Here is a 26,871-nt window from a genome sequence, read left to right on the forward strand (position 1 = left end):
CACGCCGCCAGCGTTCATCCTGAGCCAGGATCAAACTCTCAAATTAAAGTTTAATCATTTCAGAATTAACATTGGCTATTTAGAAGCTTTGGTTTATAACATAAACCAAACTTTAAACAATCGTTAATTTCCGTTAGTCTGTGATGCAAATCACACACTACTTTACTGTTTTTTTAGGTCGTATCATTTCTGATACTGTTCTTTTTCAAAATCCAAAGCCGAAGCTTTCTATTTTGAATGAAATTTTAAAGAAAATTTCAGGGTTGTTTCACTGTTCAGTTATCAAGGTTCTTGTGGACTTTCAAGCTGTTTTTCTTTGATTTTTTCTACCAGCTCGTCAGTGCTTTATTACTATACCATGGAGTCAATTGTTTGTCAACACTTATTTTTAAGTTTTTTTATCAGACATTTTATATTATTTACTGTAAATTATTAGATAATATATAAATCTGATATTCAATTTTCTCATCTGGCATAAATCATATCTTTTCTGTAACCATTGTAGTTCCTGTTTCACTGCCCTGTTTTATAGGCGCTTGGTTATATTACCACATTCATTATTGTGTGTCAATACCCTATTTTTTAAATCATTATCTGATTATTTGCCTTTATTTTAACAGCGCAGGTTCATAGGATACCATCCTTAATGCCAAATGTCAACCTTTTACCACAAATTTAACTTTATTTTTTCATCCTGATAGCTTCTTATCCAATAACCTTCAGCACGAATACATAGGCTCCCTCTTTCTTTGATATCTCAAATTCCTCCAATATCCTGTATTTACTATGGTTATATGACTTATGGACATAATCACGGTTATGGGAATACAGAATTATGATTCCTCCCTTATTTAGATGCTCACTTGTTTTTATGAAAAAGCGCTTATAAAGTTCATAAACCTCATCTTCTTCCCTTTGCCCAACAGCTCTTGGCATGTTTGTAATTATTTCATCAAAGGGATACTCATGCTTAAAATCAAAAAAATTACGGTTAATATAGTATATTTTATCACCGTTGGCAGCTGTATTTTCCTTTGCTCTTTCAATTGCTTCACCAAAAACATCAAGCCCGTACATAGTACCAGCCTTTACTGCGCTATTCCTTTCAATCAGCATGGTTCCCACACCACAAAAAGGATCCAGCACCTGTGCTCCTTCTTTTAAGTAATCCTTTGCAAGAACTGCAACAAGAGCTGCTACGGAGGGTTGTATGCTGGCTGCGATCACATTCTTTCTGTAACGGAACCTTTCATCTGTCAATGTATATAACTTAACAAGTACATTCAGTCTGCCTTCTCTGTTCTCAATCAACCTAAGCTCCCATTCGTAATCGGAGGTACTGTTGATCATCCGCCTGCCGGTAAGCCTCTCTAATTCAGCTGAAAGTTTTTTGGTAAAAGTGCTTCTCTTACTTAAATCCACCTTTGCTTTAAGCTCTATACGAAAATAAAAAGGAGGTAACCCCTCATGTCTTTGCTCTAAAAATGCAAGAAGACTGCTCTCTGCGAGAGCCTTTGCTCCCAAAACGGCATCAAATTCAATATTTCTTATATCCTCTAACATAAATAACAATTCGGAGTAAGTACGCACAGGCAGAATTTTATTCAAATCCTTGCATTCTGCTATAATACCCGCATTGAATTCCTTTGCTTTTACGCCATCTAATTGTCTAAGGGTAGCCTCAGTATGATTCCTGTTTGTCAGCAGAACTACCTGTGAAGGTACCTGATATCCACTAAAAGTATGTTTTTTTACACCCTTTAACTTTCGAATGAGTTGCGATAGAATCCTCATCTCTTCTTCTACATGTTTTTTATTATCACTGCTTAATGTGGTAGCTCCAAGCTCTTCCACCCTTTCTTCAAACTTATCTAAATAACAGGTATAATCAAAATTCTTCATGGCCGATAAATAAGCGCTTCTGACAAACATCTGCTCTTCTTTTTCGTAGGCATCATAAAGGCTTGAAAGAGTTTCTTCTATTCCCAGTTCTCCTATTATTAAAGCAGCATTTTTTCTGACCTTAGCCTCTTCATGGGAAAGCAATTCAAGCAACACCGTATAGTCATTTCCCATATAATACAAAAGGGCAGTCTTTCCGGAAGCTTCCTTAACTTCTGTTTTTAATAGTATCAAATTTTCCCTGATATTTTCCTGTGCCTTAATTTTATCAAACGTATCACGTATCATAAATTCTCCTCAACCTCTGTTTCTTTTATTATAGCAGGAAACAATATAAATGTCAGCCTAATCCGTAAAATCCTCTGTATTTAAGGCAATAGCGTGTATTAAAAGTGATTTTACAGTCCAATTCATGGGTTTTACGGTGTTGAAAAATGTGGTTTTTTATTGACTTCCCTCCGCTTTTATGCTACTGTTAAAGGTAATTAGATGTTGGGGGAGTAGTCAGCGTATCCAGATAAATCAGGCTGTATTTAATGGATATGCAGTTAAATTATCAGCTTGGACATAGACGCTCTGGTTTAAATTTGAATCGACAAGACCTGTGTCCCGTATAGGGTACGGGCTTTTTTTATGCATAGGGACTATGAGTGAAAGGCTGTTGTTTGATACAAGTGGCAAAATCCTATTAATCAAAAGTTGTACAAGTACGAAGGGAGATTTACAATGGACTTTTTACTATCGGGCATTACCTCTGTTACCATCCCGCAATTACTCATGTATTGCGTAGGTATCCTATTAATTTATCTTGCTATCGCCAAAGGATATGAGCCTTCCTTGCTCCTTCCAATGGGCTTTGGTGCAATCTTAGTTAACCTTCCTTTATCCGGTGTTATTGACCAGGTGCTTCCCGGTATTGGAAATACACACGGTATCATCCAATGGCTCTTTGAATCAGGTATTGAAGCTTCTGAAGCTCTTCCTTTGCTGTTATTTATAGGTATTGGTGCCATGATTGACTTTGGGCCTCTTTTATCAAATCCTATTATGCTATTATTTGGCGCTGCTGCCCAGTTTGGTATCTTCTTTACGATTTCGGCTGCCGTTCTGATGGGATTCTCACTTCCGGATGCTGCATCCGTAGGTATTATCGGTGCCGCTGACGGTCCCACTTCAATTCTGGTGTCCCAAATACTAAAATCCAATTATATCGGTCCCATTGCTGTGGCGGCCTATTCGTATATGGCACTCGTTCCATTGGTACAGCCTATTGCCATCAAAGCGGTCACTACAAAAAAAGAACGCCTTATCAGAATGCCTTATAACCCGGTATCCGTATCCAAGAGATTAAAGATAATATTCCCCATTGCCGTAACAATTATTGCAGGTTTTGTAGCTCCCCAGTCAGTTTCACTGGTCGGCTTCTTAATGTTTGGTAATCTCTTAAGAGAATGCGGTGTCTTAGCTACTCTTTCCGATGCAGCGCAGAATATTCTGGCTAACCTGGTTACTCTTTTATTAGGTATCACCATTTCCTTTAGTATGAGAGCAGAAGCCTTCGTAACCTGGCATACTCTTTTAATCCTGCTTCTCGGTTTGGTTGCCTTTGTGTTCGATACCGTCGGCGGTGTTATGTTTGCTAAATTTATCAATCTGTTCCGTAAAAATAAAATTAATCCTATGATAGGCGCAGCCGGAATATCTGCTTTTCCTATGTCAGCCCGTGTTGTTCAAAAGCTTGCCATTAAGGAAGACCCCACCAACCACTTGTTAATGCATGCAATCGGTGCAAATGTATCCGGTCAGATTGCTTCCGTATTAGCCGGAGGTATTATATTGAACCTGCTAACTACCATTTTAAAATAAACCGGCTGCCTGACAGGAGCTGTTTAGCTTAAACGAAAGGAGTTCTATATGGAAGAGAGATTTTTAACTTCACTTGATATTATGTGGAAGGGTATGCTTAGTATTTTCTGTGTTATCATAATCATTACATTGCTCGTAATGTTATTCCAGTGGGCGGAGAAAAAGATAACAACATTCATTGAGAACAAACGTCAAAAAAAGACCGAATAAATAAGAAATGTATTTCAGCAAAAACTCCATGTCTTTCAGCCGGTATTCCGGCGAAAGACATGGAGTTTCTTTTTGGCTTCTATTTTTATTCTATTCTGCTTTCTGTGCTGCCAATGCAATATAGCTATAAGGCTGGTTAAAATGCGGCAGGAAGAAAAGGTCCACAAGCTTTAATTTATCAATGGTTACTTTCTCCTGAATTGCCAGTGAGAACATATGAAGTCCCATGGATATATCATATTCAGAAGTCATCTGTGCTCCTAATACCACTCTGGATTCCTTATCATAAACGATTCTTATTTTTACCTTTTGGTTATTTTTCTCTATGAAGGCAGGTTTTTGTAGGTCTTCATAATCCACTGCCGCCGCAGGCATCCCCAGCTTTAGGGCCTTGGTAAGGGTAAGTCCTGTTGAAAGCATATGAACTCCCCAAATACTGATACCGTTTGAACCCTGGACACCTAAGGATTCCACTTCTTTTTTGCAGCTGTTATGGGCAGCTACAATACCGGATCTTACTGCATTGGAGGCCAGGGCAATATAGTTGACTTCCTGTATGGAGTTATCGTATACGGTAGCACAGTCGCCAATGGCATATACTCCCTCTGCACTGGTTTCCTGATGCTTATCTACCAGGAATGCCCCATTTCGGAACAACTCCAAATGTCCTCCGCCAAGGGCCGTGTTTGGCTTAAAACCAATCGCCATAATAACCATATCTGCCTTGTACCCGCCTTTATCTGTTACTACTCTTTCGACCTTGTCGGTACCTTCTATTTTTTGCACTGTTTCTCCAAATGCCAGCTTCACACCATGGTCTTTCAGGTTATCCCTCATAATGTCTGTGAAATCTTTGTCATAGTAACCGGAAAGGCATGTCTCCACACAGTCAACTAATGTAACTTCCTTGCCGCAGCGTACAAAGGCTTCTGCCAGCTCCACACCAATATAACCTGCTCCTACCACTACTACATCTTTTATGGCTTCGTCCTTTAGTTTCTCAATTACTTCTTCTGCATTCTGATACAGCTTCACAAGCTGCACATTCTTTAAGCCTATTCCTTCTATTTTAGGTACAATGGGAACGGAGCCGGTAGCAAGGATAAGCTTATCATAGCTTTCATGGTATTCTGTGCCGTCTTTTCCTTTCGCATGGACTATTCTTTTATCATAATCAATTGCTTCCACCGGTGTCTCCATGTATATTCTGGCACCCTTGCCCTCTAACTTTTCCTTATTGGAATAGAACAGACCCTCCGGTCCGCTTATCTGCTTTCCTATCCATAATGCCATTCCACATCCCAAGAAGCTGATATTGGAATTAGAATCAAATGCAACAACCTCATTTTCTTTATAATTATCTAATATTGTATTCAGCGCAGCCGTTCCGGCATGGTTCGCTCCTACTACTATTATTTTACTCATATGCCTTCCTCCTATCAAAATTTGTATATTTCTTTAGAGACATTTTAATCCAAGATTGTTAAATTTGCAACTAGTTATTATTACTATTATAAAATTTTTAACAAATGGCCTCCCTTAAGAATATGATAATATGGCACATTCTTTATTTTATGCATCCTTTTTTTAATTAAAACGAAGGGAGTCTCTTTTTATGATAAAAATCAACCGGTTATTAAAACAAAAAATTGCTGTAAAGAACGCCAGAAAGAAATCTTTACTGATATCCGAAGATGCAAGCCTGTATCTTCCACTGGTAAAAGCAACCAGTTTTGAAGAAGAGGAAACACTGATGCTTCCAATTGCAGATGCACAATCCACACAATTTGTTGACATCAACAAGGATATAAAACCCTTTGGATTTGCCTACTACCGCCCCCAGAACATGTTCTATTCCCTCATGTACTGCTGGCAGCGCGAATTTGGTTATTGCAGACTTTATGATGAAGGCTGCGCTGCCTTTAGTATGATTATAGACTGTGAACCCATTTACTTTGATTATGCGGGTAAAAAATGGATGATTGAATTCTGGAAGGGCCAATATGGAATGACAACAGGCTGTGAAATTGGTGTATACAATACTACGATTCCGTATATCGATATACCCAACATCTTCCATGGTACCTTTTATGAAGCTGTCCCCGACGAAGACAGAATGCCCATGGCCTTTACCCTTATCAAAAAAGACAAGATTCTTTTCTACCGCAGTGAGCTCCACTGGTGGCTTACAGGCTTTAGACTGGGGGAATTCTCCGAGCCCGAGGAATTGACGATGCATGCACAGATTACCTTAAAAGACAATGAAATGAGAGATGCTTTTATTGGAGGTCTTATGCGGGCCGGTTATAAAAAAAATGAAATTGCCTACAGAGAAACTACCGTGGGATTTGTTTATGATAAACCAAAATCAAAGCAGCCCTTTACCCGCACTCCGATTCTGGAATTTATGATGCAAACCAATAATAAACGGAATTGTTTCGCATATAATGAAGCAACGAAATTAATCGGGGATCCGCTGGATAAGTTTGTCTTTGTTAAAAACGAAGCTCCAAAAATGTACAACAAAATGCTTAATATACGTCAATCCCAGAATATATTTAAGGATTTTGAACTGCTCAACAAATACAACCTGGAGAGTAAGGCAGCAGCTATGGGTATAAAAGAACAAAAGTAGCAAAGGAGGCGTTTTATGTATGCAGAGAAAAGGCTCAATAAAGCCTATGTAAATGCAGAGGAAATTCCTATAAATAAAGATACCAAAATCGTCCTTATCAGCGACTGCCACAGGGGAATAGGCAACTGGGGTGACAACTTATTTAATAACCAGAACCTTTATTTTGCTGCCCTTAATTATTATTACGAAAATAATTACATTTATATCGAATTAGGCGACGGAGATGAATTATGGGAGAACCGTTCAGAAGAAGATATTATAGCTACCCACAGCTATGCCTTCTGGATGATGTCAAGGTTCTATGAAAGCAAACGTTTTTATATGCTCTATGGCAACCATGATATCGTAAAGCGTAATCCTGCTTTTGCAAAAGATCATTTTACATCCTACTTTAACGAAAGCTACAAAAAGACCATCCCTCTGCTTCCTGATATCCGTATAAGGGAAGCTTTGGTGCTTCGTATTAAGAACTCTGACCATAAAATCCTATTGGTGCATGGTCATCAGGCCGACTTCTTTAATAACACCCTGTGGCGTCTTGCCAGATTTCTTGTGAGGTATTTGTGGCGGCCTTTTGAGCTTATCGGTGTAAAAGACCCTACCAGTGCTTCTAAAAACTATAATAAAAAGGAAAAAATAGAAAAATATATGATGGAATGGGCAAAAAAGAACCAGCAGATGCTGATTGCCGGACACACCCACAGACCCGCCTTTCCTGCTCTGGGTGAACCCCTGTATTTTAATGATGGAAGCTGTGTTCACCCAAGATGCATTACCTCTATTGAAATCGAGAACGAAATGATTACTCTGGTTAAATGGTCGGTTACAACAAGACCGGACCGTACACTTTATGTTGAAAGAACACCTCTTGAAGGCCCTGTCCCGCTGCTGGACTTTTTCTCTGCCTGAATACATGGGGACTGCTGTAAGAAAACGGAGTATTCAGCAGTCCCTGCGTAGAAATAAATTACTTCGTAATTAATTTCATAAATTACTTCGTAATTAATTTCATAAATCACTTCATAATCATCTAGGACATTTCACTCAATTTTAACAGCTTAAACATATTTGATACAAATTCTACTGGTATTCTTTTCATAAAGAATACATTTATGGAAAGGAACAAAGAGTGGACAAATGAAAAAAAGACATCATTCACTATCAATCAAAATCAAAATTTCCCTGTTGTGCGCCGCATTCATTATTATTGCATCTGTGGTAAACTTTACTGTTATAAACAGAGTATCCAAAGATACTATCACAAGCAATACACAAACGACTATGAAAAACCTGGCAGATTCTTATAGTAAAAATGTGAATGAAGCAGTTTCCAACATCAGCAATTCAGCGCAGTTTTTAATGCAGTCACAGGAAATAAAGGCGCTGATGCAATCCGGTGATGCATCGAAAGAGGCAGATACCGGCAGTATAGACGGCTACATCTCCATGTTTCTTACCATGGACGAAAACAGGGAGGATGTAAGCCTTGTAAATACAGATGGTATTATACTCTATAGCTCTAATGATTCTTTAAAGGGCAAGGATATATCCGACAAAGATTATTTTACAAATACTCTGAAAAATGGTACAAGTGCCCAGAGTGACGTATTTGTTTCCGATACCAGCAATACTCCCTCTATCACCTTCTCAATCCCTTTCCGAGACATTGAAATGGGACAGGGTATGGCCCCCATACAGGATAATACCGATACCATGCAAGCTTCCGGAACTGCAAACAACACGGCAGCTGCTTCATCGGAAGATTCGGCAGCCACTCCGGATGCCAATCGATCCGATGCGGAAATTCTCGGTGTAATCACCGTTACCGTCAAGGTCTCTGAATTCAGCAGCCTTTTATCCGATATTTCTTTATCCAGCATGGATAGTGCCTATGCCTATCTATTGGATACCAGCGGAAATGCTATCTATTATCCGAAGTCCGAGGTTATCGGCTCCAGTTTAGATATTGATTCTATTGATAATCTGGTAAAAGGAATAAAAACAGGCGAAACATCAAAGAACACTACATTAACTTACAGCTATGACGGTAAGACACTCTTTGCTTCTTACAGCCTTCTAAAAAGCAACAACTGGATTCTGGTCCTTGCGGCAGAAAAGCAAGAAATAATGGCTCCCCTTGAAAAGGCCACCTTCAATTCCCTGGTCATCACACTTATTCTTACTGTCCTTTTAAGTCTGCTGGCGTATCTGTTTGCAAGCAGCATTACCAAGCCGATCAGGAGGCTTACAGGCTATATTAATAAGACCGCAGGATTGGATTTTACGGAGGATTCCTCCTTCCGGTCACTGCTTAAGAACAAGGATGAAACCGGTGAAATGGGCAGAGCAATTGAAACCATGCGTGAAAACCTAAAGAACATGATCCAAAAAATCGGACAGGCCTCTGACAACATGCTTCAGACCGCTGACAGCCTGAATGGTATTACAAAATCCGTAAACGATTACGCTTCCGATAACAGTGCAACTGCCGAAGAGCTTTCTGCCAGCATGGAAGAAACCGCCGCCACCACAACCCTTATCTGCAATAACATTGCAAATATTGAAAACCACTCTGCGTCCATCTATACAAAGGCTACGGAAGGAATCAATAAATCCGGCCATCTAAAGGACCGCGCAAGCCGGCTGAAAGAAACCACGGAGAGTGCCGTTATCAGAATAAAAGAAATCTACGAACAGTTTAAATCTGATACCTCCTTAGCAATCAGCCAGGCCGAGGCAGTAAATAAGATTAATACCTTAACCAATGTCATCAAGGAAATCGCAGACCAGACCACTCTGTTAGCCCTGAATGCTTCCATAGAAGCCGCCAGGGCAGGAGAAGCCGGCAGAGGATTTTCCGTAGTAGCCAACGAAATCGGCTCACTGGCAGACCAGTCCGCAGGCACTGTTAAAAATATTAATGCCATTACCGCCGAAGTGAATACAGCAGTAAAGGCATTAACAGAAAGCCTCAGCCGCTCTCTTACCTTCTGGGAAAAGGATATCCTGACAGACTATAGCGCTTTTCTTGAAACCAGCAGCGAGTACGGCGAAAATGCAACGGAAATCAACCAGTCCCTGGAGGCAATACACGGCGGCATTGATTTGCTAAAAGGTGAATTAAAAAACATCAGTACCTCCATTGTCGAAATCAATAACATGGTTGAGGATTCCTCTGCCGGTGTCGGAGATGTCGCTGCAAGAGATACCGATATCGTCACCCTTACCTCCGATACCCGAAAGATGGTGGAAAGTAACAGGCAAAATGCCACAGAGCTTGATGAAATCGTCAAGTCCTTTAAGCTCTGATATAAAAATCAAGAAACAATTTTCACTTTTGTATAAAATTTAATTCACCTGATTGATGGGCTTGCCAAGAAGATAAGCATGGATATTATCTGCCAGCATATCAATGAGCCGCTGTCTCGTTTCGAGGCACTGCCAGCCGATATGTGGTGTCAGGATGCAGTTATCAAGAGAAAACAAAGGGTTGTCCAAAGATGCCGGTTCCTTTTCCAGTACATCCAGGGCAGCCCCTGCTATCTTCTTATTCCGAAGAGCCTCCACAAGGTCCTCTTCCTTGATAATCGCCCCTCTTGAAGTGTTAATCAGATAAGCTTCCGGCTTCATGAGAGACAGCTTCTCTTTATCAATTAAATACCTGGTTTCTTCTGTTAACGGACAGTGAACGGTTACAAAGTCACTGTCCGTTAGCAATTCTTCTAATGTAACAAAGCGGATATTCTCATCCATAAAATCTCTCCGGGTTCTGCTGTACACTAATACCTTCATATCAAAGGCTCTTGCCTTTTTTATGACATCTCCCGCAATCTTTCCTGCTCCGATTACGCCTAAAGTTTTACCGCTTACCTCAAAATGGTTCACCTGAAGATGCTTTGTAAAATTATCAAACTTCCCTCCTCTTATCATAATCTGCTGTTCCGAAAGAGAAGAACATAAAGACAGAATGAAAGAAAAAGCCAGTTGGGCAACTGCCGCAGAACTGTAGGAGGGGATATTGCATACGGTTATATTCCTTTCCCTTGCTGCCCTTATATCGATATTATTATAGCCTGTCCCTGCCTCGCATATTAACTCTACGCAGGAAGGAAGCTTCTCTATCAGCTCCCTTCCCATAGGAATTTCCTTGGTAATTACTATCTGCTGATCTTTTGCTCTTAAGAGCATATCCTTGGGGTCGGTTTTCTCATAGAGAGTAATGTTAACTTCTTTTTTTAAGTTATCCAGATTTAACTTTTGGTCAAAATCTACCTTTGAGGAGTTTAAAAACACTGCATTTTTCATTTTTCTTACCATGCTCCTTTCAACCTTTTTTCTTTTTTCCTGTAGTGTAGCACCAACTTTTTAATGATGCAACAGGAAAGAGCATAAAAACTTTTGAAAACGTTGTAAAAACAACAGATTTATCCCTGATATCCTGTATAATGGTTATATCAGCAAAAGTTCAACCACTAATGGATGTAAAATGGAGGGTATAAATATGCTTAGAAAAATTATTAAAATAGACAAAGAAGCCTGCAACGGCTGCGGATTATGTGTAAACGCCTGCCACGAAGGTGCTATCGGCTTAGTTGATAACAAAGCAGTTCTTCTTCGGGATGATTACTGTGACGGACTGGGTAACTGCCTTCCCGTATGCCCCACAGGAGCCATTACCTTTGAAGAAAGAGAAGCTCTGGAATACAATGAGGAAGAAGTTCTTAGAAAACAAAAAGAAGCGAAAGAGAAAGAACAAGTGAAGGTTCCCTTTCACGGCTGTCCGGGTTCCCAGGTCAAAAGCCTTCGCCCTGCTGTAACTCCTGCCACAGAACAAAAGTCTGCTCCTGCCACAGAAAGTATCTCAAGGCTGATGCAATGGCCCGTCCAGATTAAACTGGTGCCTGTAAATGCTCCCTACTTTAATGGTGCCGATCTTTTGATAGCTGCAGACTGCACCGCTTATGCCTATGCGGGATTTCATGAGGAATTTATGAAGAACCGGATTACCGTTATTGGCTGTCCCAAGTTAGACGATGTGGACTATTCTGAAAAGCTTACTCAGATATTCTTACAGAATGATATTAAAAGCATTACGGTCGTGCGTATGATCGTACCCTGCTGCGGCGGTATTGTTAACGCTGTAAAAGCTGCCATGCTGGCAAGCGGAAAGATTATTCCCTGGCAGGTAGTCACCATTTCCACCGATGGTACACTTATAAATTAACAATCTGCCCATTAAAAAGAGGATATCCGCAAAATGATGAATCTGTCATTTTGCGGATATCCTCTTTCTTATTTATTTCGCAAACTTACTTTGTTTAAGTTAAATACAGTCATACCTGCTTAGTCGGAAAATAACTGTGAACAGTATACGGTACCATTTACTTCATATACACCGATACCAATGTGACGGTAACTTGCATTCAAAATATTTGCCCTGTGTCCGGTAGAACCCATCCACTTATCCATAACCTCTTCCGGTGTATTAAAACCGTAGGCAATATTTTCACCCGCTGCACCTACACTGACATTGTATTCCGAAAGAACTGTACTCCATTCTGTTCCATTCGGTCTTGTATGGGAGAAGGATTCCTTAATCTCCTTTGCACGTTTGTTTGCCGGTGCAACCAGCTCCTGGGACATGGTTAAAGCTGATACTCCTGCCTTGGCGCGTTCTTTATTTACTATTTTAAGAACCTGGCTTGCATAGCTGCTGTCATAGGTGTTTGTATCTTTATTTGAACCTCCTGTAGTAGGAGTCGGTGTTGCTGTGGGAGTTGGCGTCGGAGTAATCGTACTTCCGGAAGATTTTACAGTAACGGAAGCTTTCCCGGAATACACACCATAATATTTTACGCCCTTGGAACTCTTTACAGCTCTTACTTTATAATAATAGGTCTTTCCGCCGGATACGGATTTATCCGTATAGCTTGTACAGGTTGAGCTTCCAACATACTTGTAAGTTCCGTCTGCACTTGATGCACGGTATACATAATATCCGCCGGCACCGCTTACTGCTGACCATGCTACTGCAGCTGTACCGGATGTGCTGCTCTGGGCTGCAATGTATGCTGCTTTTTTAAGAGTAGGGGTTACACCTGCTGCCGCAGAAGTCTTACTGTAATACTTCACACCGCTTACTGTTTTATAAGCTTTTGCTTTGTAATAATAACTCTTTACAGAAGACAGCCCTTTATCTACATAACTGCTGTTTGAAGTCTTTCCGATATATTTGTAACTTCCGTTAGAAGATGCCGCACGGTATATTTGATATCCGCCGGCCTTGCTCACGTTCCCGGCCTTTAAGGTGACCGTTGTGGCCGTTCTTACTGTTGCTTTCACTTTGGGAATTGCTGATTTCAAAGGATTTACTGCCGCTGCTTTTGCAGTAGCCGTTGTGACAGATGCTGTAACACCGTTTGCAGCATTATTCATATCGAGATCCGGAATAAAGACGGATGCAATTGTCAGAGTTGCTATAAGAATTGAAGATATGAAAAATCTTTTCATATATTTTTGCCCTCCTAATTGTTCATCACAAGTAAGTTGCTCATTCAGGTTAACATAATGACATAGGAGGGTCAACACACAGATTCTGGAAGCCATTATTAACCAAAGTCTCTAGGGGCTTCCCCTTTATTCGCCGATAAAACTGTTATCCAACGTTACAACAGGTTCATATCTTTCATTCAATTTCTTTAATTCCTTGTCCATATCGGAAAGTAATTGCTTCCTTTGCTTCTCACCGTAAGAATAGGGAATCAGCATATCAAATATTAATTTAACTTTATCATCTTCTTCTATAATACGAAAATCATGAACGGATGCTTCCGGTTCAATTTTCTTAATAATATCTATAATCTCTTTTTTTCTTGACAGGCTCTCTTCATCCTCTAAATTCACCGGGTCCACGTGAATCACGAGAAAGATACCCATTTCTCTTAGAATATCCCGCTCAATCCTGTCAATGATTTCATGGACTCCCTCCAGGTTTTCCTTTGCCTGTACCTCTACGTGTATGGTAGCCATAATATGGGAGGGTCCGTAATTATGGACTATAAGGTCATGGCATCCCAAGATTCCTTTATAACCCTCAACCCTTTTCGTAATATTTTCATAAGTTTCCTTATCGATTGCTTCGCCTAAAAGAGGCTCTAAGGTCTCCTTTGCAATGTTAAAGCCTGCAATAATAACGACCGCGGATACCAAAGCTCCCATCCATCCGTCAATTTTTAATCCCGTCGCCTTCCCTATTACAATAGAAAGAATCGTAACGGAGGTAATTAACACATCTCCAAAGGCATCGGTCCCGGTAGCTTTTAATACGCCGGAATTAATCTTTTTTCCAAGCCCTCTGTTAAATAATGCCAGCCATAGTTTCACCAGCACAGAGAGAATAAGAAGGACTAATATTCCACTGTTAAATACTACAGCTTCCGGCTTTAATATCTTCCCAAAGGAATTCTTAAAGCAGGTAAAACCCACCTGCAATACCAGGAAGGCAACAATAAAAGCGGCAATGTATTCCGATCTTCCATGCCCGAAGGGGTGCTCCTTATCCGCAGGCTTTTGGGAAATCTTCGTGCCGACTAAAGTCACGATAGAAGAGGCCGCATCAGAGAGATTGTTAAAAGCATCCGCTGTGACAGAGATACTGTTTATTAGAAATCCGCCGATGAACTTCACGGCAAACAGCAGAATATTGCAGATTACCCCTATAAATCCCGAAAGCATGCCATAGGAACTGCGCACCTTGGAATTATTGGTATTCTCATAATCTTTTACAAATTTCTTTACCAGAAACTCTGTCATTGCAACCTCCACAAATCTGTAATAGTTAATATATTACCATAATTTGAAAGGAAATACCATAGAAGGAAAATAAAAGCTTCTAACAGCAGTCATTTGCCTGTGCCGTTAACGGCAGGGGAAACCAGCTCTTTATGCAATTTCTTTTATCAGCATTCAGCCTTTTGCAATACTGGGGCAATCTGATTTCACCGGCAGCAGAAAACAGCAGTGCCGTTGCTTCAAGGGCCGTAAGATTAAGGTCAGGTTCTTTGTCTTCGCTATGCACAGAAGGCTCATTTTCTTTTACGGTAATCTCAAGTATGGTTTCATCAACAGCCAGGGTAATGGACCCCTCTACCAGGGGCTCCGCTGCTGCCTTTGCTTCCAGGAATGCCCGTATAACCGCTTCCCAGTCCAGTATCCGGTAGCTTTCACAGGTAATTACCCGAAAAGATTCCGCAATCTGAATCAGTACATTTATCTTATCCCTTTCAAGGGGAGAGGCCGCAAAAATATGCTTCCCTTTTCCTGCAAAGGAGAACAGTGCTTTTAATACATAGGGGTAATAGTCTGCATCCTCGAGTAAAAACTCCGAAATACGGCCATCCTGCCCCAGGGCTAAATATCCTATAAATTCCGAATCCAAAAGCACGGCATAGGGCTTACCCTGCCAGGAGCAAAGGATGTCATAAAACTCTTCTGTTTCACGTATTGCTTGGTTCTTCTGTTTCTCATAAAGAGAATATGCCTTCTTAATAAGACTGTCTTCTTCCAAAGGCACAAGCTTTACCTGTGAGGTGTCAAGCTCTTTCAAACAATGGCGTATATTTGTATCCGTAACTTCAAACTCTATTCGAATACCGGAGGGTTCAAACCCAAAATATTCATACCGCTGCCTTTGCCCTCCCAGGAAGATATACTGATACCCCTGATCCTTTATTTCTTCTATTACATAGCCCATAAGCTCTTTCATATAGCCCTTGCTTCTGGCATAAGGGTGAACGGATACCACACCGATACAGCAGGCCTTTAGACTGCTTTTACCCATCCGGTAAGATATGGGCATGGCACACACCAACGCCTTAATCTTTCCTTCTTCCATTATCAGATAATGATAATCGGCATAATTCTTACCATCTGCGTACAGCTTTGGAAGAAGTTTTTTAAAGTCATGGGGACACTGATCCTGGCTGAAAACATAATTTATAAAATCAATGATATCCTCATATTCCTCTTTATTTGCCCTTCTGCAACAAATCATTCCATTCCTCCTTATCCTTTCTTTTATCTGGTCTTCTGTCTCCGGTTGTTTTTGTCAGCTCTGTCACCATCTTTTGCAGCCAGTACAGAATTATCTTGAAAGCAGTTGTTCTAAAAATTCTTTTCCTTTTATAATATCACGTTTTTGCTCTTCTCCTTCGATTTCACGTTCAATAGTGATAGCACCGGTATATCCAATTTCTTTAAGTTTTCCGATAAAGGCCGGGTAATTCACGCGCCCTTCTCCAAGAGGTCTCTCTTCTCCTAAATGAACTCCGTCCGCCGGATAAAGACCGTCCTTTCCATGAACCCCCATAACATATCTTCCCAAGATATCCAGGGCATCAACAGGATTGGCCTTACCATACATTAGAAGGTTGGCCGGATCAAAATTAATTCCGATATTGTCCATCCCGGTATCTTCAATGGCACGCCTTAAGGTAACCGGGGTCTCCTGCCCTGTCTCAAACAAAAAATTCTGCTTATTCTTTTGGCATACCAAAGCAATCTGTTTTACTGCTTCTACAACCCGGCGGTAATTTTCATCATATGGATTTTCTGGCAGAAAGCCCACGTGGGTTACAAAATCCCTGACAGGAAGCTTTGCTGCAAACTCGGAGCCTCTGATAAGCGCCTCTATACGCTCTTTTCTGTATTTTTCAGGAACCAGTCCCAGGTTAAGCTGCCCCTCGTAGAAATCCCAGGTGATAGGTCCCGGCCATCCGCACCAGAAGGCAGTAATATCAATCTCAAGCTCTTTGATTTCCGTGTTTATCCTCTTAGCCGTATCCTCTGTCATCATCCCCTGATTCCAGCAAACCAGCTGACAATTATCCATTCCCATTGACTTTAATTCTTTCATTTGCTCAGGAAAAGATTCATTTAAATGCACCAATACCCCGATTCTCATAGAAATACCTTCCTCTCTCCAGTTACTTTTAGTTGTTACCAAGTGCCATCTCAAGTTCTTTTAAGCAAAGCCTTACGGAACCTACTCCTTCGGAAAGAGGAAGCACCGCTATCTCTTTCTCCTGTGTCAGACAGTCCGCCGCATCCGATAACTCCTGCTCTCATCTTCTCCACCACCTTTCTTGTTAATTAATTAGTCCAGTGTCTTTACTAATTAATTATCATAAATCGAACGCTTTGTCAATACATACGGCTTGACTTTTGATTAAGAGAATTTTATAGTTATCTTAATTGTTCCTAGGCCTTTAAAGGCAAAGGTCATGCTCTGCACCACGCGGAAGTATCAATGGATATGGGGAATACTCATGAAGATAAACCAGCAGTATATTAAAAATACCAATATGAAACAGCTCTACCAGCTCCTTAAAGATAATACGGTTGCCTCACGGGCCTACCTTGCAAAGAAAACCGGTTTAAGCAAAACCACCGTATCTTCTCTGATTGACGAGCTGATACAAAGGGGATTCGTGGCAGATAACGGAGCTGCTCTTAGCACGATGGTCGGAAGAAAACCCAACCACTTAAGCCTGACCGGAGAAAAACATTGTGTGGCAGCCATATACTGGGAATCCGAGGAAATGACCGGCGCACTTGTCTGTTTAGACGGAGCGGTACTAAATAAGCAAACTCTTGCATTAGGGGGTACTTCACAATACAATAAGTGTCTGCGCCAATTATTTGAGGCTCTTTTAGAAAAGAGGAATAGCTCCTGTGAAATTATCGGCCTGTGCATTATATTGCCTGCCATGATAGATAAAAAGAACAAAAAGATTCTCTCCACGATACTTTCCTTAGAAAACGAAACTTCGGTCATAGAGAATATAAGAACGGAATTCGAAGGATTTCCCATTGCCTTCTTTAATGATACTGCCTGCATGGCTTATGCAGAAAAACCCCATACAAAACAGGAGGAGAATACCTTTACCTATGTCAACCTGGATCAGGGAATCGGCGCTGCCCTCTTTGTTGACGGAAAGATATTGGGCGGTGCCAGCGGCACCAAAACACAATTCGGGCATTATTCCGTCGATGCAAACGGGATGCCCTGTTCCTGCGGGAACAGAGGATGCCTGGAGGTTACAATTGGAGAGAGAGCCCTGGACAGGCTTGTCAGAGAATACGGAGGCAGCACAGCTTTAAAAGAGCAAAAAACTCTGTCCTATCTTGACATCGGAAGTGCTGCCCTTGGCGGAGACTTTGCCGCCCAGCGTGTTATCCGCTATATCGCAGAGAATCTGGCTGTAGGCTTAAGCAACCTTATCAGCCTCTTCCGCCCGGAAAAGATTATCCTTGGCGGCTCCGGCAAAGGTCTTGGCACACCGTTTCTGGAGGAGCTGACCCATACCATTAAAAGCCACGGCTTTCAAAAAATGGTGGAAGAGGTTCAGATATCTTATTCCGCTTTGGGAGACGATGCCTGTTTTATCGGGGCAATGGAATATTATTTTGATAATTGCTTCTGTTTTACAGCAGATTCCGGGGAGCAGATCTTTCTGGGCTAGATGATGCAGATAAGTCTGTCCCTTTACACAAAAACCATGCATAAAAGGAGTCTGATTTCTCTTCTATGCATGGTTCTTATTTATTTTACAGCAGTTTCTTTTCTTAGCATTCTGTGTTTTGCATGTTAGTTATATGTTCCAATTCCAGCTGGTTTATCCTGTCGACTTTGGGAGCAGAGCTGCCTCCTGTAAAGTCAGATTTTAACCATATGTCCACCAGGTATTTTGCCAGTTCTACGCCAATGACTCTTTCTCCCATGCACAGAATCTGTGCGTTGTTGCTTTTTCTGGCTCTCTCCGCAGAAAAGGGATCATGGCAGACAGCTGCTCTTATGCCGGGTACCTTGTTGGCACAGATAGCCATTCCGATTCCCGTACCGCAAAAGAGGATACCCCTGTCATATTCTCCTCTGGCTACCGCATCTGCAACCGTATAGGCAACATCCGGATAAAGCACGATATCCCCTTCCACAGCCCCAAAGTCAGTGAGTTCCAGATTTTCTTTCGTCTTTAAGTAATTCAATATTTCCACTTTAAGCCTGTATGCGGCTTCATCACATCCAATTGCTATTCGCATAGTAACCTCCTTTCTGCATGCCGCATGTTTACTTGCGGAACTGCCTAAATCAAAAGTGAAAAATGTATTCTATTTTTCACACTAACCGCCATGTCTTCCTCAGTACACCTCAAGTTTGTGCCGAGGATTTCGCAGGCATTTGTGTGAATTATGCTTTTCAATAATTCACACTAGAGCCTTAATTACTACAGTACTCCGCCTTCTTTTACTGCAATAATACGGCAGGGGCAAGCTTCGATTCCCAGAATCTTTAAGGGCAGCATAAATACCAGTGTTCTTTCATCCTTTATTTTATCAAGGTTTGTAAGAGATTCTACTATTGCCAGGTTGTTCTGAAAAGCCAGGTTGTGGTTAGGCTGATCGGGTACATGAAAGTTCTCCAAAGAAGTTGCATCGGTTCCGATAGCAATAATCTTCTTCTCTTTTACCAGCCATTCCATGGCATCACAGGCAACGTAAGGGTAGGGTTCCCATTCTTCTGTCCTCCATTTTTTATCAAGTCCCGTATGAAGAAATACGATATCGCCTTCCTGTATCCTATCCTCGTACTGTTTAAATTCCTCCAGCGACATACAGTCTCCGGCTTTTTTATCCGTAAAATCCAAAACTACCGCTTCACCGATGAGACTGGTTAAGGGAAAGCTCGCTGCATCCATTCCGCCTTCTACATGATGGAGTGGAAATTCCACATGGGTGCCGCAGTGGGTTTGGAAGGCTACATCTCCGGCTACATACCAGGTGCCGGGGCTGTGAGGCTCTCCTCTTTCTCCCAGCTCATTTACGTCATAAATCCTTGCACTTAGGGTAAAGGGCTCCTCGCCCGGAATCATATCGTGGCTTAATTCCACGACCTTAGTAAAATCAATTTTCATCTTAATAACCATGCCCTTTCCTGTACCTGCAAACTTTGGGCCGCAGGCACTGATTTGATATTCCTTCTGTTATTTTTCATTGCCGGATATATTATTTATTATATTTCATTGTTTCTTAGTGCTTTAAAACGGTCGATTGCAATTGCTACCAGAATAACAATACCGGTAATAACCTTTTCCCAGTAAGTGGAGACGGCAAGAATGGTAATGGCATTGGAGATGACTCCCATGAAGATACCACCCACCAGCGCTCCGATTATTTTACCTTTTCCTCCCGCCAGGGAAGTTCCGCCGATACAGGCTGCCGTAACAGAGGGCATTACCCAGTCAGAACCCACTGAAGGCTGTGCAGTTCCAAGACGGCAGGTTATTAATATTCCTGCAATAGATGCCATAAAGGCGCATATTCCATAGGTCAGGATTATCACCTTTCCGGACTTAATACCTGCTATTCTGGCAGCCTTAGGATTGCCGCCTACTGCATAGATGTAACGTCCAAAGGGTGTATAGCCGGCTATGTAGGCTAATACAATACAGCTTAAAATCATAAACAGGGCAGGATAGGGTATCACATGAAACAGCATTCCCTGTCCTAACTTTACTGCCGATTGCGGTATTCCAAGTATGGGCGAGCCTTTTGTTATAACATAGATTACACCTGTAAAAACAGACCCGGTAGCCAGTGTTACAATAAAGGGTACCATATTAAGCTTTGTAATTAAGATGCCGTTTAGGCAGCCGCAGCCAAGGGCCAGAACTAACACCAGCACGATTGCCACAAATGGGTTCATTCCCGTATTAACCATCAGATATGCACTGATTACACCGGACATTCCGGCTACTCCGGCTACGGACAAATCAATTCCGCCGGTTAAGAGTACCAAGGTCTGCCCAAATGCTACTATAGTGGTCCACGATATGGTTCTTATCAGTGTTGACAGATTATATTGGCTGATAAATGCCGGTTTTATAAGAGCCAAAACCACACACATTACAATTAGGACTATAAAAATCATGCCCTCCGTAGGCATATCCAAGAGGCTCCATTTCTTCCTTACTTTCTCCATTTTCACTTCCTCCTCTACTTTAAAGCTATCTCTAAGATATCCTGCTGCTTCATCTTTGCTGCATCTTCAATTCCTTTTACTCTTCCTTCATGCATAACCATGATTCTGTCTGCCAGGAGTAAAAGCTCTTCGTGCTCGGAGGAAACTATTATAACTGTCATGCCTTCTTTGGTTAATTGATGAATCAGACTGTATATTTCACTCTTTGCATTTACATCAATTCCTCTGGTGGGTTCGTCCAGAAAAAGAATCTTAGACTCCCTTGCCAGCCACCTTGCAAGAATTACCTTCTGCTGGTTTCCGCCGCTAAGGCTCTTTATCTGCGTTTCGGTAGAGGGTGTTTTTATCCTGATTTTTTCGATATAGCTGTTAGTAACGCTTCTGGCTTTCTCTTTCTTTAAGAAAAGACCGTTAAAGATTTCATTCAAAGAAGAAATCACCATATTTTCACGCACGGACAGCATGGGAAAGATTCCGTGGTTTCTTCTTTCTTCCGGAACAAAACCCATTCCAAGGCTGATGGCCTGTGTGGGATTCTTTATCTCCACTTCCTTGCCGTCTATATATATCTGCCCCGTACTTTTTTTGGTAATGCCAAAGATCGCACTGATAAGTTCCGTACGCCCGGAACCGACAAGTCCTCCGATACCAAAGATTTCTCCTTTTCTTACTTCAAAGGATACCTCGGAAAATTCCTTCTCCCTGCTGAAATTCTCTATCTTTAACAGAATATCCGGCTTCAATTCCCGTATGGCACGCTCTGTTTTCACAACCTTTTTTCCTGCCATATGCTCAATCAGGAGGGATTCATTCATATTCACCGTATCATCTTCATATACCACCTGCCCGTCCCTCATAATGGTAATACGGTCTGTTACCGCTAAGAGTTCCTCCAAATGATGGGTTATGAAGACAATCGTCTTACCCTGGACCTGCAGTTTTTTCATCAGCTTAAGCAGTACCTCTGTCTCCTGGGTGGTAAGAGAAGCCGTAGGCTCATCAAATATCAAAAGCTTTGCACCGGTTGCCAGAACTCTTGAGAGTTGGATCAATTGCTGTTGTGCGGTACTTAACCTGTATACTATATCAGACGGATCAATATTTAATCCGATTATATTCATAACCTTAACTGCTTCTTTTTTGGTTTTTTCCCAGTTTATCATTCCGAACTTGTTCTTTATTTCATTTCCTAAAAATATATTTTCTGCAACGCTGACATATGGATTCAGATTCAATTCCTGGGGAACCATTCCGATTCCCTTTGCTATAGCTTCTGCAGGGGAACTTATTTCTATTTTTTCTCCGTCCAAAAACAATTCTCCCTGCTCGGCCTTATAAATCCCCATCAATACATTCATTAAGGTACTTTTGCCTGCACCGTTTTCGCCAATTAACCCGCGTATCTCCCCTTGGGGTACAGCAAGGTTTACATCTTTTAAAGCTTTTACACCCGGAAATACTTTCGTGATTCCTCTCATTTCCAACAATAACTTTTCCATCCGGTACTCCTCCAGGGATATCCGAGTATCCCGGAAAAGCCGCAGCCTTTCCAAGATACTCTATCATTTCTATTTTGTTAAAAATTGGTCAACATTATCCTTTGTCACGAAATTTGCAGGTAATTCAAAATTTGATGCGATTGGTTCTTTTCCGTCGGCAAGCATCATCATATTGTAAACACTGTTATATCCATATGCCGTAACGCTCTGCTTTAAAGTACAAAGGATTGTGCCATCCTTTACATAACCCATTGCTTCTTCATCCTCTGCCATTCCTACAATCAGTACCTTTCCGGACTTTCCGGCATCTTTTACCGCTCTGGCTGCACCATCGGGTGCTGCACCGTTACAGCCATAAATACCTTTTAAATCAGGGTATGCGGACAGATAGCCCTCGGTAATGGATAATGCCTTTTCTACGGAATCATCGTCCGCCTGAGTATCAACAATCTCTATGTCCGGATAGTTCTCTGCAATACTATCTTTAAAGCCTTTTACACGGTCCTGATGATTGGAAGCACTTAAGCTTCCTGCAAGTACTGCCACCTGTCCTTTTCCGCCGATAGCATCTGCAAGTACCTTTGCAATATCATAGCCATCCTGATAGTTAGTGGAATGTCCGCAGTAGAAAAGCCTGTTGGAATCGGGAGCATCACAGTCAAAGGTGCTTACCTTGATTCCCGAACCTACCAGCTCATTAATTACAGAAGTGGTTGCAGAAGGATCAATAATAGCTACGGATATACCATCCGGCTGTGAAGCTGCTGCTGATTCCATCTTAGCAATCTGGTCTGTTACGATTGCTTCTGCGGGAGCATCCCAGGTATACTTAACGGTAACTCCTTTTGCTGCAAGCTCTGCAACCGCCTGGTCAATACCTACCTTAACGTCCTCATACCATTCATGTACAAGTTTCGGAATAAATACAAAATTATAACTGGTTTTTGCAGGTGTATAACTGCTGTAATCTACTTTTGTCAAATCAATCGTCTGGTTATCATCTGTTGCTTCCTTTGTGGCCTCAGGTGCTTTTGTTGCATCTGCTGCCTCCGTAACCTTAGCCGTATCCCCACTGCCCTCGGTTCCCTTGTTGTTTTCTTTTGAATTGCTGCAGCCGCCCATCATAAGGACTATCATTGCCACACATAAGATTCCTGTTAATACCTTCTTCATTTTTTCGAATCCTCCTTTAAATTAATATCTATATTTACCTTATCTCCCAGGTAAACATCTTAAATCAGAAACGGGAATGCCTGCCCATCGTATCTTTTAAATCCATATATAACTGCTTGTACATTTCAAAATATTTTTTGTAAACCACATTATTTTCTATCACAGGATTAACGGGAGGATTCATTTTGACCCACTCCTCAATCACCGAAGTTTCCTTTATATTTTCCGTACCCATAGCTGCCATAAAGGCGTCTCCTAAAGGTGCTTCCACGGGGTTTACCGGTGTGTATACCGGAAGTCCCGTAACATCCGCAAAAATGGATTTCCATAATTCCGATTTGGAACCGCCGCCTACCAGGATTATCTTGTTGATTTTGTCTTTTCTTACATCATCTTCGTCTCCGGTCATAGCTTCCATAATGTGCAGCAGTGAGTATGCTACCGATTCCAGGACCGCCCTGTATATATGCGCTCTTGTGTGGGACAGGGTAAGCCCGAATATCAGTCCGGTTGCATTCTCATCCCAAATTGGAGTCCTCTCCCCCATAAAGTATGGAAGAACAATAATCCCATTGCTTCCTGCTCCTATCTGGTTTTCTGCAATCTCCTTTTCCAGCAGTTCATAGTTAGATGCATCTTCATTTCCAAAAAAGCTCTTTACAAACCATCTGGGCAGGGCACCAGCCGTTGAAGCACCGCCATAGGTATAGCTTAGCTTCTTACTGTCAAAGCCATAAGGCATGGATACCAGACTCGGATTGTCCGGCAAACGGTCATGAAGAAATCCCCAATTCAATGACGTGCCTAGCACTGCGGCATTATCTCCATTTCTTACGATGGTTGCACTTATCATAGAAGCAATACAATCTACCGTACCGGCACATATCTTTACTTCATGGTTAAAACCAAGCTTTTCCTGATATTCTGCATTCAGCGTTCCTATGATTTCACCGGGCGCATGAAATTCCTTGGGAAGTGCTTCATAGGGGATTCCAAGCTCCGTACACATTTCTTCCGACCATTCCCGCAAGCGGTAATCAAAAATTCCGCCTACATTTCCGGCTGAGCAGTAATCAACGGTTACCTTACCGGTCAGCTTGTATAAAATGTAACTGTGCACCGGAAGGATAAAGCGTATCTTCTTCCAGTTTTCCGGTTCATGGTTTTTAACCCACAGGAGCTTTGTAAACCCAAAGTAAGAGTCAATTCCATTTCCGGAGATTTCAAATATCCTGTCTTCACCGACATTCTTTCTTATCCATCTGCTTTCCTCTTCTGCTCTTCTGTCCATCCAGATAATAGACGGCCTGATAGATTCCATAGAGGCATCACACATAACCCCGGTTCCTCCGTAAAGGGCACTGATGCAAATTGCTTCCACGGCTTTTTCATCAATCTTTTTCACAACAGCCTGAATGGTTTCTGCCGCTGCCTCAAACCATACTGCCGCATCCTGTTCCGCCCAGTTATGATGCTTTTGGATGATGCCGTAGCTTTTTACCGCCTGGGCAAGTACTTTACCGTTAATATCCACTGCCACTGTTTTAGTGCTGGAGGTGCCGATATCACAACCGATAAAAATTTTCTCTTTCACGAAAGTTCCTCCAATGCCAGAAGGTACTCTTCCTTACTGGGCGTCTTTCCATGGAATTCCACTACATTTTCCATAAAGGAAACTCCTTTGCCCTTTACCGTGCGGCACAGTATGGCAGAAGGCTGTCCTTTTGTCTGCTTTGCTTCATCAATTGCCTTAAAAATCTCTGTAAAGTCATGTCCGTTTATATCAAAGGTCTTCCAGCCAAAGGCTTCCCACTTCGCTCTAACATCCAGCATATCCTTTACCTGCTTGGTGGAGGCATCGTTTTGGAGTCCGTTCATGTCAATGAAGGCAGTTACTGTATCAAGCTTATACTGTGCGGCTGTTGCTGCCGCTTCCCATATCTGGCCTTCGTTAATTTCTCCGTCTCCTAACATACAGTAAATCCTGCTGCCAATATTCTGGTGCCTGTTCCCTAAGGCCATGCCGTTTGCTGCAGACAGCCCGATTCCTAAGGACCCGCTGGTCATTTCCACTCCGGGAGTTTTATTCATGGCCGGATGCCCCTGAAGCATTCCGCCAATGCAGCGAAAAGAGGTCATCAGCTCTTCTCTCGGAAAATATCCTACATCGGCAAGTACTGAATACAACCCCGGTGAAGTATGCCCCTTTGAAAGTACAAATCTGTCCCTGTCACTTCTGTTTGGATTTTGGGAATCATAATCCATCTCTCCGTAGAATAATGCAACCAGGACGTCCATCATGGAAAGAGAACCGCCTATATGCCCTGACTGGGCACTGAATACCATTTCAATAACATCCCTTCTTAATTGCTTTGCTTTCTGTTCCAATTCGACAATATTCCTTGTCATCTTACCCTCTTTCCCGAATATCCAATCTGCAATTGGATATTCGTTAATTCGTAATTGAAAAATTTATTTTTCAACTTACTATTTGCCTTTTTGCACTGATTGCGATTCTGGCTTCTTCCATAATCCTTTCAGCCGTGAGTCCGTATTTTAAATACAGCTCTTCCTGAGAACCAGATTCTCCAAAACGGTCATTTACGCCGACTCTTCTGATAGGAACCGGATGATCCTGCCCTATAAGTTCAGCTACCGCTCCGCCAAGTCCTCCTGCTTTCATATGATCCTCTGCAGTTACTATGGCGCTTGTTTTGGATGCATATTCAAGAAGCAGTTTGTCATTCATGGGTTTAATGGAATAAACGTTTAGAACTGCGGCACTTATTCCCTCCTCCTCCAGTGCCCTGGCAGCCTTTAGAGCCGGCTCAACCATCATTCCGCAGGCAGCTATGGTAACATCCTTTCCGTCCAAGAGAACATCTGCTCCCCCCGGAATAGAAACCTTATCCTCAAAATAGATATCTTCTGCCATATCTCTTCCCAGTCTTAAATAAGCAGGTCCGTCATACTTCATCATGGCATCAACAATTGATTTGGTTTCCGTCACATCTGCTGATACAAATACTTTAAAGTTCGGCAGCATCCTCATTATGGCAATATCCTCTAATGCCTGGTGAGTAGCACCGTCCTGTCCTACACATAGACCGCTGTGTGTAGCAATAATCTTAACATTTAGATTAGGATAGGCTATTGACTGCCGTATCTGTTCAAAGGGTTTCTCTGAAACAAACATTGAAAAACCTACTACTACAGGTATTAATCCTGTTGCTGCCATACCTGCTGCTGTGGAGAGCATGTCTGCTTCACTGATTCCCATGCCGTACATTCTATCCGGATATGTAGCAGTAAACTTCGTCAGACTTAACGCTCTTGCCGAGTCAGCGTTTAAGACCACAAGATTAGGATAGTTTTCTGCATTCCTATTAAGTGCTTCAAGCAAAACAGCTCTGAATGATCTTTTCATATTAACCTCTTTTCTGAATATACAATTATCAATTGTATATTCGTTTATTGGTAGTTGAAAAAACAGCTTTTGTTTTTTCAAACTAACCCTTTTGCATATTACAATTATGCACATATTGCAT

22 protein-coding genes are annotated in these 26,871 nt (G+C 41.7%); 7 read left to right on the forward strand and 15 right to left on the reverse strand.

Going from position 1 to position 26,871, the window contains the following annotated elements; all coding sequences use genetic code 11:
• Positions 1 to 705: 705 nt before the first annotated feature.
• A complete protein-coding gene (locus BUF11_RS22305; RefSeq protein WP_073591101.1) occupies positions 706 to 2,190 on the reverse strand; it encodes a methyltransferase in 1,485 nt (494 codons plus the stop codon).
• Positions 2,191 to 2,628: 438 nt separating this feature from the next.
• On the opposite strand from BUF11_RS22305, the gene BUF11_RS22310 reads away from it, so the two are divergent.
• Positions 2,629 to 3,768: a sodium ion-translocating decarboxylase subunit beta gene (locus tag BUF11_RS22310; protein ID WP_073591102.1), complete on the forward strand. Its 1,140-nt coding sequence runs from the start codon at positions 2,629 to 2,631 to the stop codon at positions 3,766 to 3,768.
• A gap of 48 nt (positions 3,769 to 3,816) precedes the next feature.
• Positions 3,817 to 3,978 (forward strand): hypothetical protein, encoded by a 162-nt coding sequence (locus BUF11_RS24530; RefSeq protein WP_175562129.1) that lies wholly within the window; start codon positions 3,817 to 3,819, stop codon positions 3,976 to 3,978.
• Positions 3,979 to 4,068: 90 nt separating this feature from the next.
• On the opposite strand, the gene nox is transcribed toward BUF11_RS24530, so the two are convergent.
• A complete protein-coding gene (gene nox, locus BUF11_RS22315; RefSeq protein WP_073591103.1) occupies positions 4,069 to 5,403 on the reverse strand; it encodes a H2O-forming NADH oxidase in 1,335 nt (444 codons plus the stop codon).
• Positions 5,404 to 5,593: 190 nt separating this feature from the next.
• Here nox and BUF11_RS22320 point away from each other — a divergent pair, with 190 nt between their 5' ends.
• From BUF11_RS22320 to BUF11_RS22330, 3 genes are all read left to right on the forward strand, one after another.
• The gene (locus tag BUF11_RS22320) at positions 5,594 to 6,613 is read left to right on the forward strand and encodes a DUF4474 domain-containing protein (protein ID WP_084558827.1); all 1,020 of its coding nucleotides are present in this window, start codon (positions 5,594 to 5,596) and stop codon (positions 6,611 to 6,613) included.
• A 15-nt stretch (positions 6,614 to 6,628) separates the two neighbouring features.
• Positions 6,629 to 7,522, forward strand: a complete 894-nt coding sequence (locus tag BUF11_RS22325) for a metallophosphoesterase (RefSeq protein ID WP_073591104.1) — start codon at positions 6,629 to 6,631, stop codon at positions 7,520 to 7,522.
• 228 nt (positions 7,523 to 7,750) lie between these two features.
• Positions 7,751 to 9,922: a methyl-accepting chemotaxis protein gene (locus BUF11_RS22330; protein WP_073591105.1), complete on the forward strand. Its 2,172-nt coding sequence runs from the start codon at positions 7,751 to 7,753 to the stop codon at positions 9,920 to 9,922.
• 39 nt (positions 9,923 to 9,961) lie between these two features.
• On the opposite strand, the gene BUF11_RS22335 is transcribed toward BUF11_RS22330, so the two are convergent.
• A complete protein-coding gene (locus BUF11_RS22335) occupies positions 9,962 to 10,918 on the reverse strand; it encodes an NAD(P)-dependent oxidoreductase (RefSeq protein WP_073591106.1) in 957 nt (318 codons plus the stop codon).
• 196 nt (positions 10,919 to 11,114) lie between these two features.
• Between BUF11_RS22335 and BUF11_RS22340 the strand changes: the two genes are divergently transcribed.
• Positions 11,115 to 11,837 carry a 4Fe-4S binding protein gene (locus tag BUF11_RS22340; protein ID WP_073591107.1) on the forward strand — a complete coding sequence of 241 codons (723 nt, stop codon included), beginning with the start codon at positions 11,115 to 11,117 and terminating at the stop codon, positions 11,835 to 11,837.
• Positions 11,838 to 11,956: 119 nt separating this feature from the next.
• Here BUF11_RS22340 and BUF11_RS22345 read toward each other — a convergent pair whose 3' ends face one another.
• The 4 genes from BUF11_RS22345 to BUF11_RS22360 all read right to left on the reverse strand — a co-directional run bounded on the left by BUF11_RS22345 (position 11,957) and on the right by BUF11_RS22360 (position 16,574).
• Positions 11,957 to 13,123, reverse strand: coding sequence for a CAP domain-containing protein (locus BUF11_RS22345; protein ID WP_073591108.1), 1,167 nt, complete (start codon positions 13,121 to 13,123; stop codon positions 11,957 to 11,959).
• Positions 13,124 to 13,249: 126 nt separating this feature from the next.
• Entirely contained in the window at positions 13,250 to 14,425 is a 1,176-nt protein-coding gene (locus tag BUF11_RS22350; protein WP_073591109.1) for a cation diffusion facilitator family transporter, read from the reverse strand.
• 79 nt (positions 14,426 to 14,504) lie between these two features.
• Positions 14,505 to 15,665, reverse strand: coding sequence for a GNAT family N-acetyltransferase (locus BUF11_RS22355; protein ID WP_073591110.1), 1,161 nt, complete (start codon positions 15,663 to 15,665; stop codon positions 14,505 to 14,507).
• 90 nt (positions 15,666 to 15,755) lie between these two features.
• Positions 15,756 to 16,574, reverse strand: coding sequence for a sugar phosphate isomerase/epimerase family protein (locus BUF11_RS22360; protein ID WP_073591111.1), 819 nt, complete (start codon positions 16,572 to 16,574; stop codon positions 15,756 to 15,758).
• A gap of 364 nt (positions 16,575 to 16,938) precedes the next feature.
• Here BUF11_RS22360 and BUF11_RS22365 point away from each other — a divergent pair, with 364 nt between their 5' ends.
• Entirely contained in the window at positions 16,939 to 18,135 is a 1,197-nt protein-coding gene (locus tag BUF11_RS22365; protein ID WP_073591112.1) for an ROK family transcriptional regulator, read from the forward strand.
• A 103-nt stretch (positions 18,136 to 18,238) separates the two neighbouring features.
• Here the strand turns inward: BUF11_RS22365 and rpiB are convergent, their stop codons facing one another.
• From rpiB to BUF11_RS22405, 8 genes are all read right to left on the reverse strand, one after another.
• Positions 18,239 to 18,712, reverse strand: a complete 474-nt coding sequence (rpiB, locus tag BUF11_RS22370; protein WP_073591113.1) for a ribose 5-phosphate isomerase B — start codon at positions 18,710 to 18,712, stop codon at positions 18,239 to 18,241.
• Positions 18,713 to 18,897: 185 nt separating this feature from the next.
• Positions 18,898 to 19,596: a cyclase family protein gene (locus tag BUF11_RS22375; protein ID WP_073591114.1), complete on the reverse strand. Its 699-nt coding sequence runs from the start codon at positions 19,594 to 19,596 to the stop codon at positions 18,898 to 18,900.
• Positions 19,597 to 19,682: 86 nt separating this feature from the next.
• Positions 19,683 to 20,651 carry an ABC transporter permease gene (locus BUF11_RS22380; RefSeq protein ID WP_073591115.1) on the reverse strand — a complete coding sequence of 323 codons (969 nt, stop codon included), beginning with the start codon at positions 20,649 to 20,651 and terminating at the stop codon, positions 19,683 to 19,685.
• A gap of 14 nt (positions 20,652 to 20,665) precedes the next feature.
• Complete coding sequence (locus BUF11_RS22385; protein ID WP_073591116.1) at positions 20,666 to 22,150, reverse strand: sugar ABC transporter ATP-binding protein; 1,485 nt, start codon at positions 22,148 to 22,150, stop codon at positions 20,666 to 20,668.
• 69 nt (positions 22,151 to 22,219) lie between these two features.
• On the reverse strand, positions 22,220 to 23,323 hold the full coding sequence (locus BUF11_RS22390) for a substrate-binding domain-containing protein (RefSeq protein WP_073591117.1): 1,104 nt from the start codon (positions 23,321 to 23,323) through the stop codon (positions 22,220 to 22,222).
• Positions 23,324 to 23,387: 64 nt separating this feature from the next.
• Positions 23,388 to 24,917: an FGGY-family carbohydrate kinase gene (locus BUF11_RS22395; RefSeq protein ID WP_084558830.1), complete on the reverse strand. Its 1,530-nt coding sequence runs from the start codon at positions 24,915 to 24,917 to the stop codon at positions 23,388 to 23,390.
• Entirely contained in the window at positions 24,914 to 25,732 is an 819-nt protein-coding gene (locus BUF11_RS22400; RefSeq protein WP_073591118.1) for a transketolase, read from the reverse strand. The genes BUF11_RS22395 and BUF11_RS22400 overlap by 4 nt, the downstream gene beginning before the upstream one ends.
• A 70-nt stretch (positions 25,733 to 25,802) precedes the next feature.
• Positions 25,803 to 26,750 (reverse strand): transketolase family protein, encoded by a 948-nt coding sequence (locus tag BUF11_RS22405; RefSeq protein WP_073591119.1) that lies wholly within the window; start codon positions 26,748 to 26,750, stop codon positions 25,803 to 25,805.
• Between the last annotated feature and the right edge of the window lie 121 nt (positions 26,751 to 26,871).

Origin of the sequence: Anaerocolumna xylanovorans DSM 12503 (assembly GCF_900143645.1) — a bacterium.
In the GTDB taxonomy this organism is placed as follows: domain Bacteria; phylum Bacillota; class Clostridia; order Lachnospirales; family Lachnospiraceae; genus Anaerocolumna; species Anaerocolumna xylanovorans.

Coding starts and splice junctions, on each gene's coding strand:
- BUF11_RS22305 (WP_073591101.1), bottom strand. CDS start 2,190: ATGATACGTGATACGTTTGATAAAATTAAGGCACAGGAAAATATCAGG.
- BUF11_RS22310 (WP_073591102.1), top strand. CDS start 2,629: ATGGACTTTTTACTATCGGGCATTACCTCTGTTACCATCCCGCAATTA.
- BUF11_RS24530 (WP_175562129.1), top strand. CDS start 3,817: ATGGAAGAGAGATTTTTAACTTCACTTGATATTATGTGGAAGGGTATG.
- nox (WP_073591103.1), bottom strand. CDS start 5,403: ATGAGTAAAATAATAGTAGTAGGAGCGAACCATGCCGGAACGGCTGCG.
- BUF11_RS22320 (WP_084558827.1), top strand. CDS start 5,594: ATGATAAAAATCAACCGGTTATTAAAACAAAAAATTGCTGTAAAGAAC.
- BUF11_RS22325 (WP_073591104.1), top strand. CDS start 6,629: ATGTATGCAGAGAAAAGGCTCAATAAAGCCTATGTAAATGCAGAGGAA.
- BUF11_RS22330 (WP_073591105.1), top strand. CDS start 7,751: ATGAAAAAAAGACATCATTCACTATCAATCAAAATCAAAATTTCCCTG.
- BUF11_RS22335 (WP_073591106.1), bottom strand. CDS start 10,918: ATGAAAAATGCAGTGTTTTTAAACTCCTCAAAGGTAGATTTTGACCAA.
- BUF11_RS22340 (WP_073591107.1), top strand. CDS start 11,115: ATGCTTAGAAAAATTATTAAAATAGACAAAGAAGCCTGCAACGGCTGC.
- BUF11_RS22345 (WP_073591108.1), bottom strand. CDS start 13,123: ATGAAAAGATTTTTCATATCTTCAATTCTTATAGCAACTCTGACAATT.
- BUF11_RS22350 (WP_073591109.1), bottom strand. CDS start 14,425: ATGACAGAGTTTCTGGTAAAGAAATTTGTAAAAGATTATGAGAATACC.
- BUF11_RS22355 (WP_073591110.1), bottom strand. CDS start 15,665: ATGATTTGTTGCAGAAGGGCAAATAAAGAGGAATATGAGGATATCATT.
- BUF11_RS22360 (WP_073591111.1), bottom strand. CDS start 16,574: ATGAGAATCGGGGTATTGGTGCATTTAAATGAATCTTTTCCTGAGCAA.
- BUF11_RS22365 (WP_073591112.1), top strand. CDS start 16,939: ATGAAGATAAACCAGCAGTATATTAAAAATACCAATATGAAACAGCTC.
- rpiB (WP_073591113.1), bottom strand. CDS start 18,712: ATGCGAATAGCAATTGGATGTGATGAAGCCGCATACAGGCTTAAAGTG.
- BUF11_RS22375 (WP_073591114.1), bottom strand. CDS start 19,596: ATGGTTATTAAGATGAAAATTGATTTTACTAAGGTCGTGGAATTAAGC.
- BUF11_RS22380 (WP_073591115.1), bottom strand. CDS start 20,651: ATGGAGAAAGTAAGGAAGAAATGGAGCCTCTTGGATATGCCTACGGAG.
- BUF11_RS22385 (WP_073591116.1), bottom strand. CDS start 22,150: ATGGAAAAGTTATTGTTGGAAATGAGAGGAATCACGAAAGTATTTCCG.
- BUF11_RS22390 (WP_073591117.1), bottom strand. CDS start 23,323: ATGAAGAAGGTATTAACAGGAATCTTATGTGTGGCAATGATAGTCCTT.
- BUF11_RS22400 (WP_073591118.1), bottom strand. CDS start 25,732: ATGACAAGGAATATTGTCGAATTGGAACAGAAAGCAAAGCAATTAAGA.
- BUF11_RS22405 (WP_073591119.1), bottom strand. CDS start 26,750: ATGAAAAGATCATTCAGAGCTGTTTTGCTTGAAGCACTTAATAGGAAT.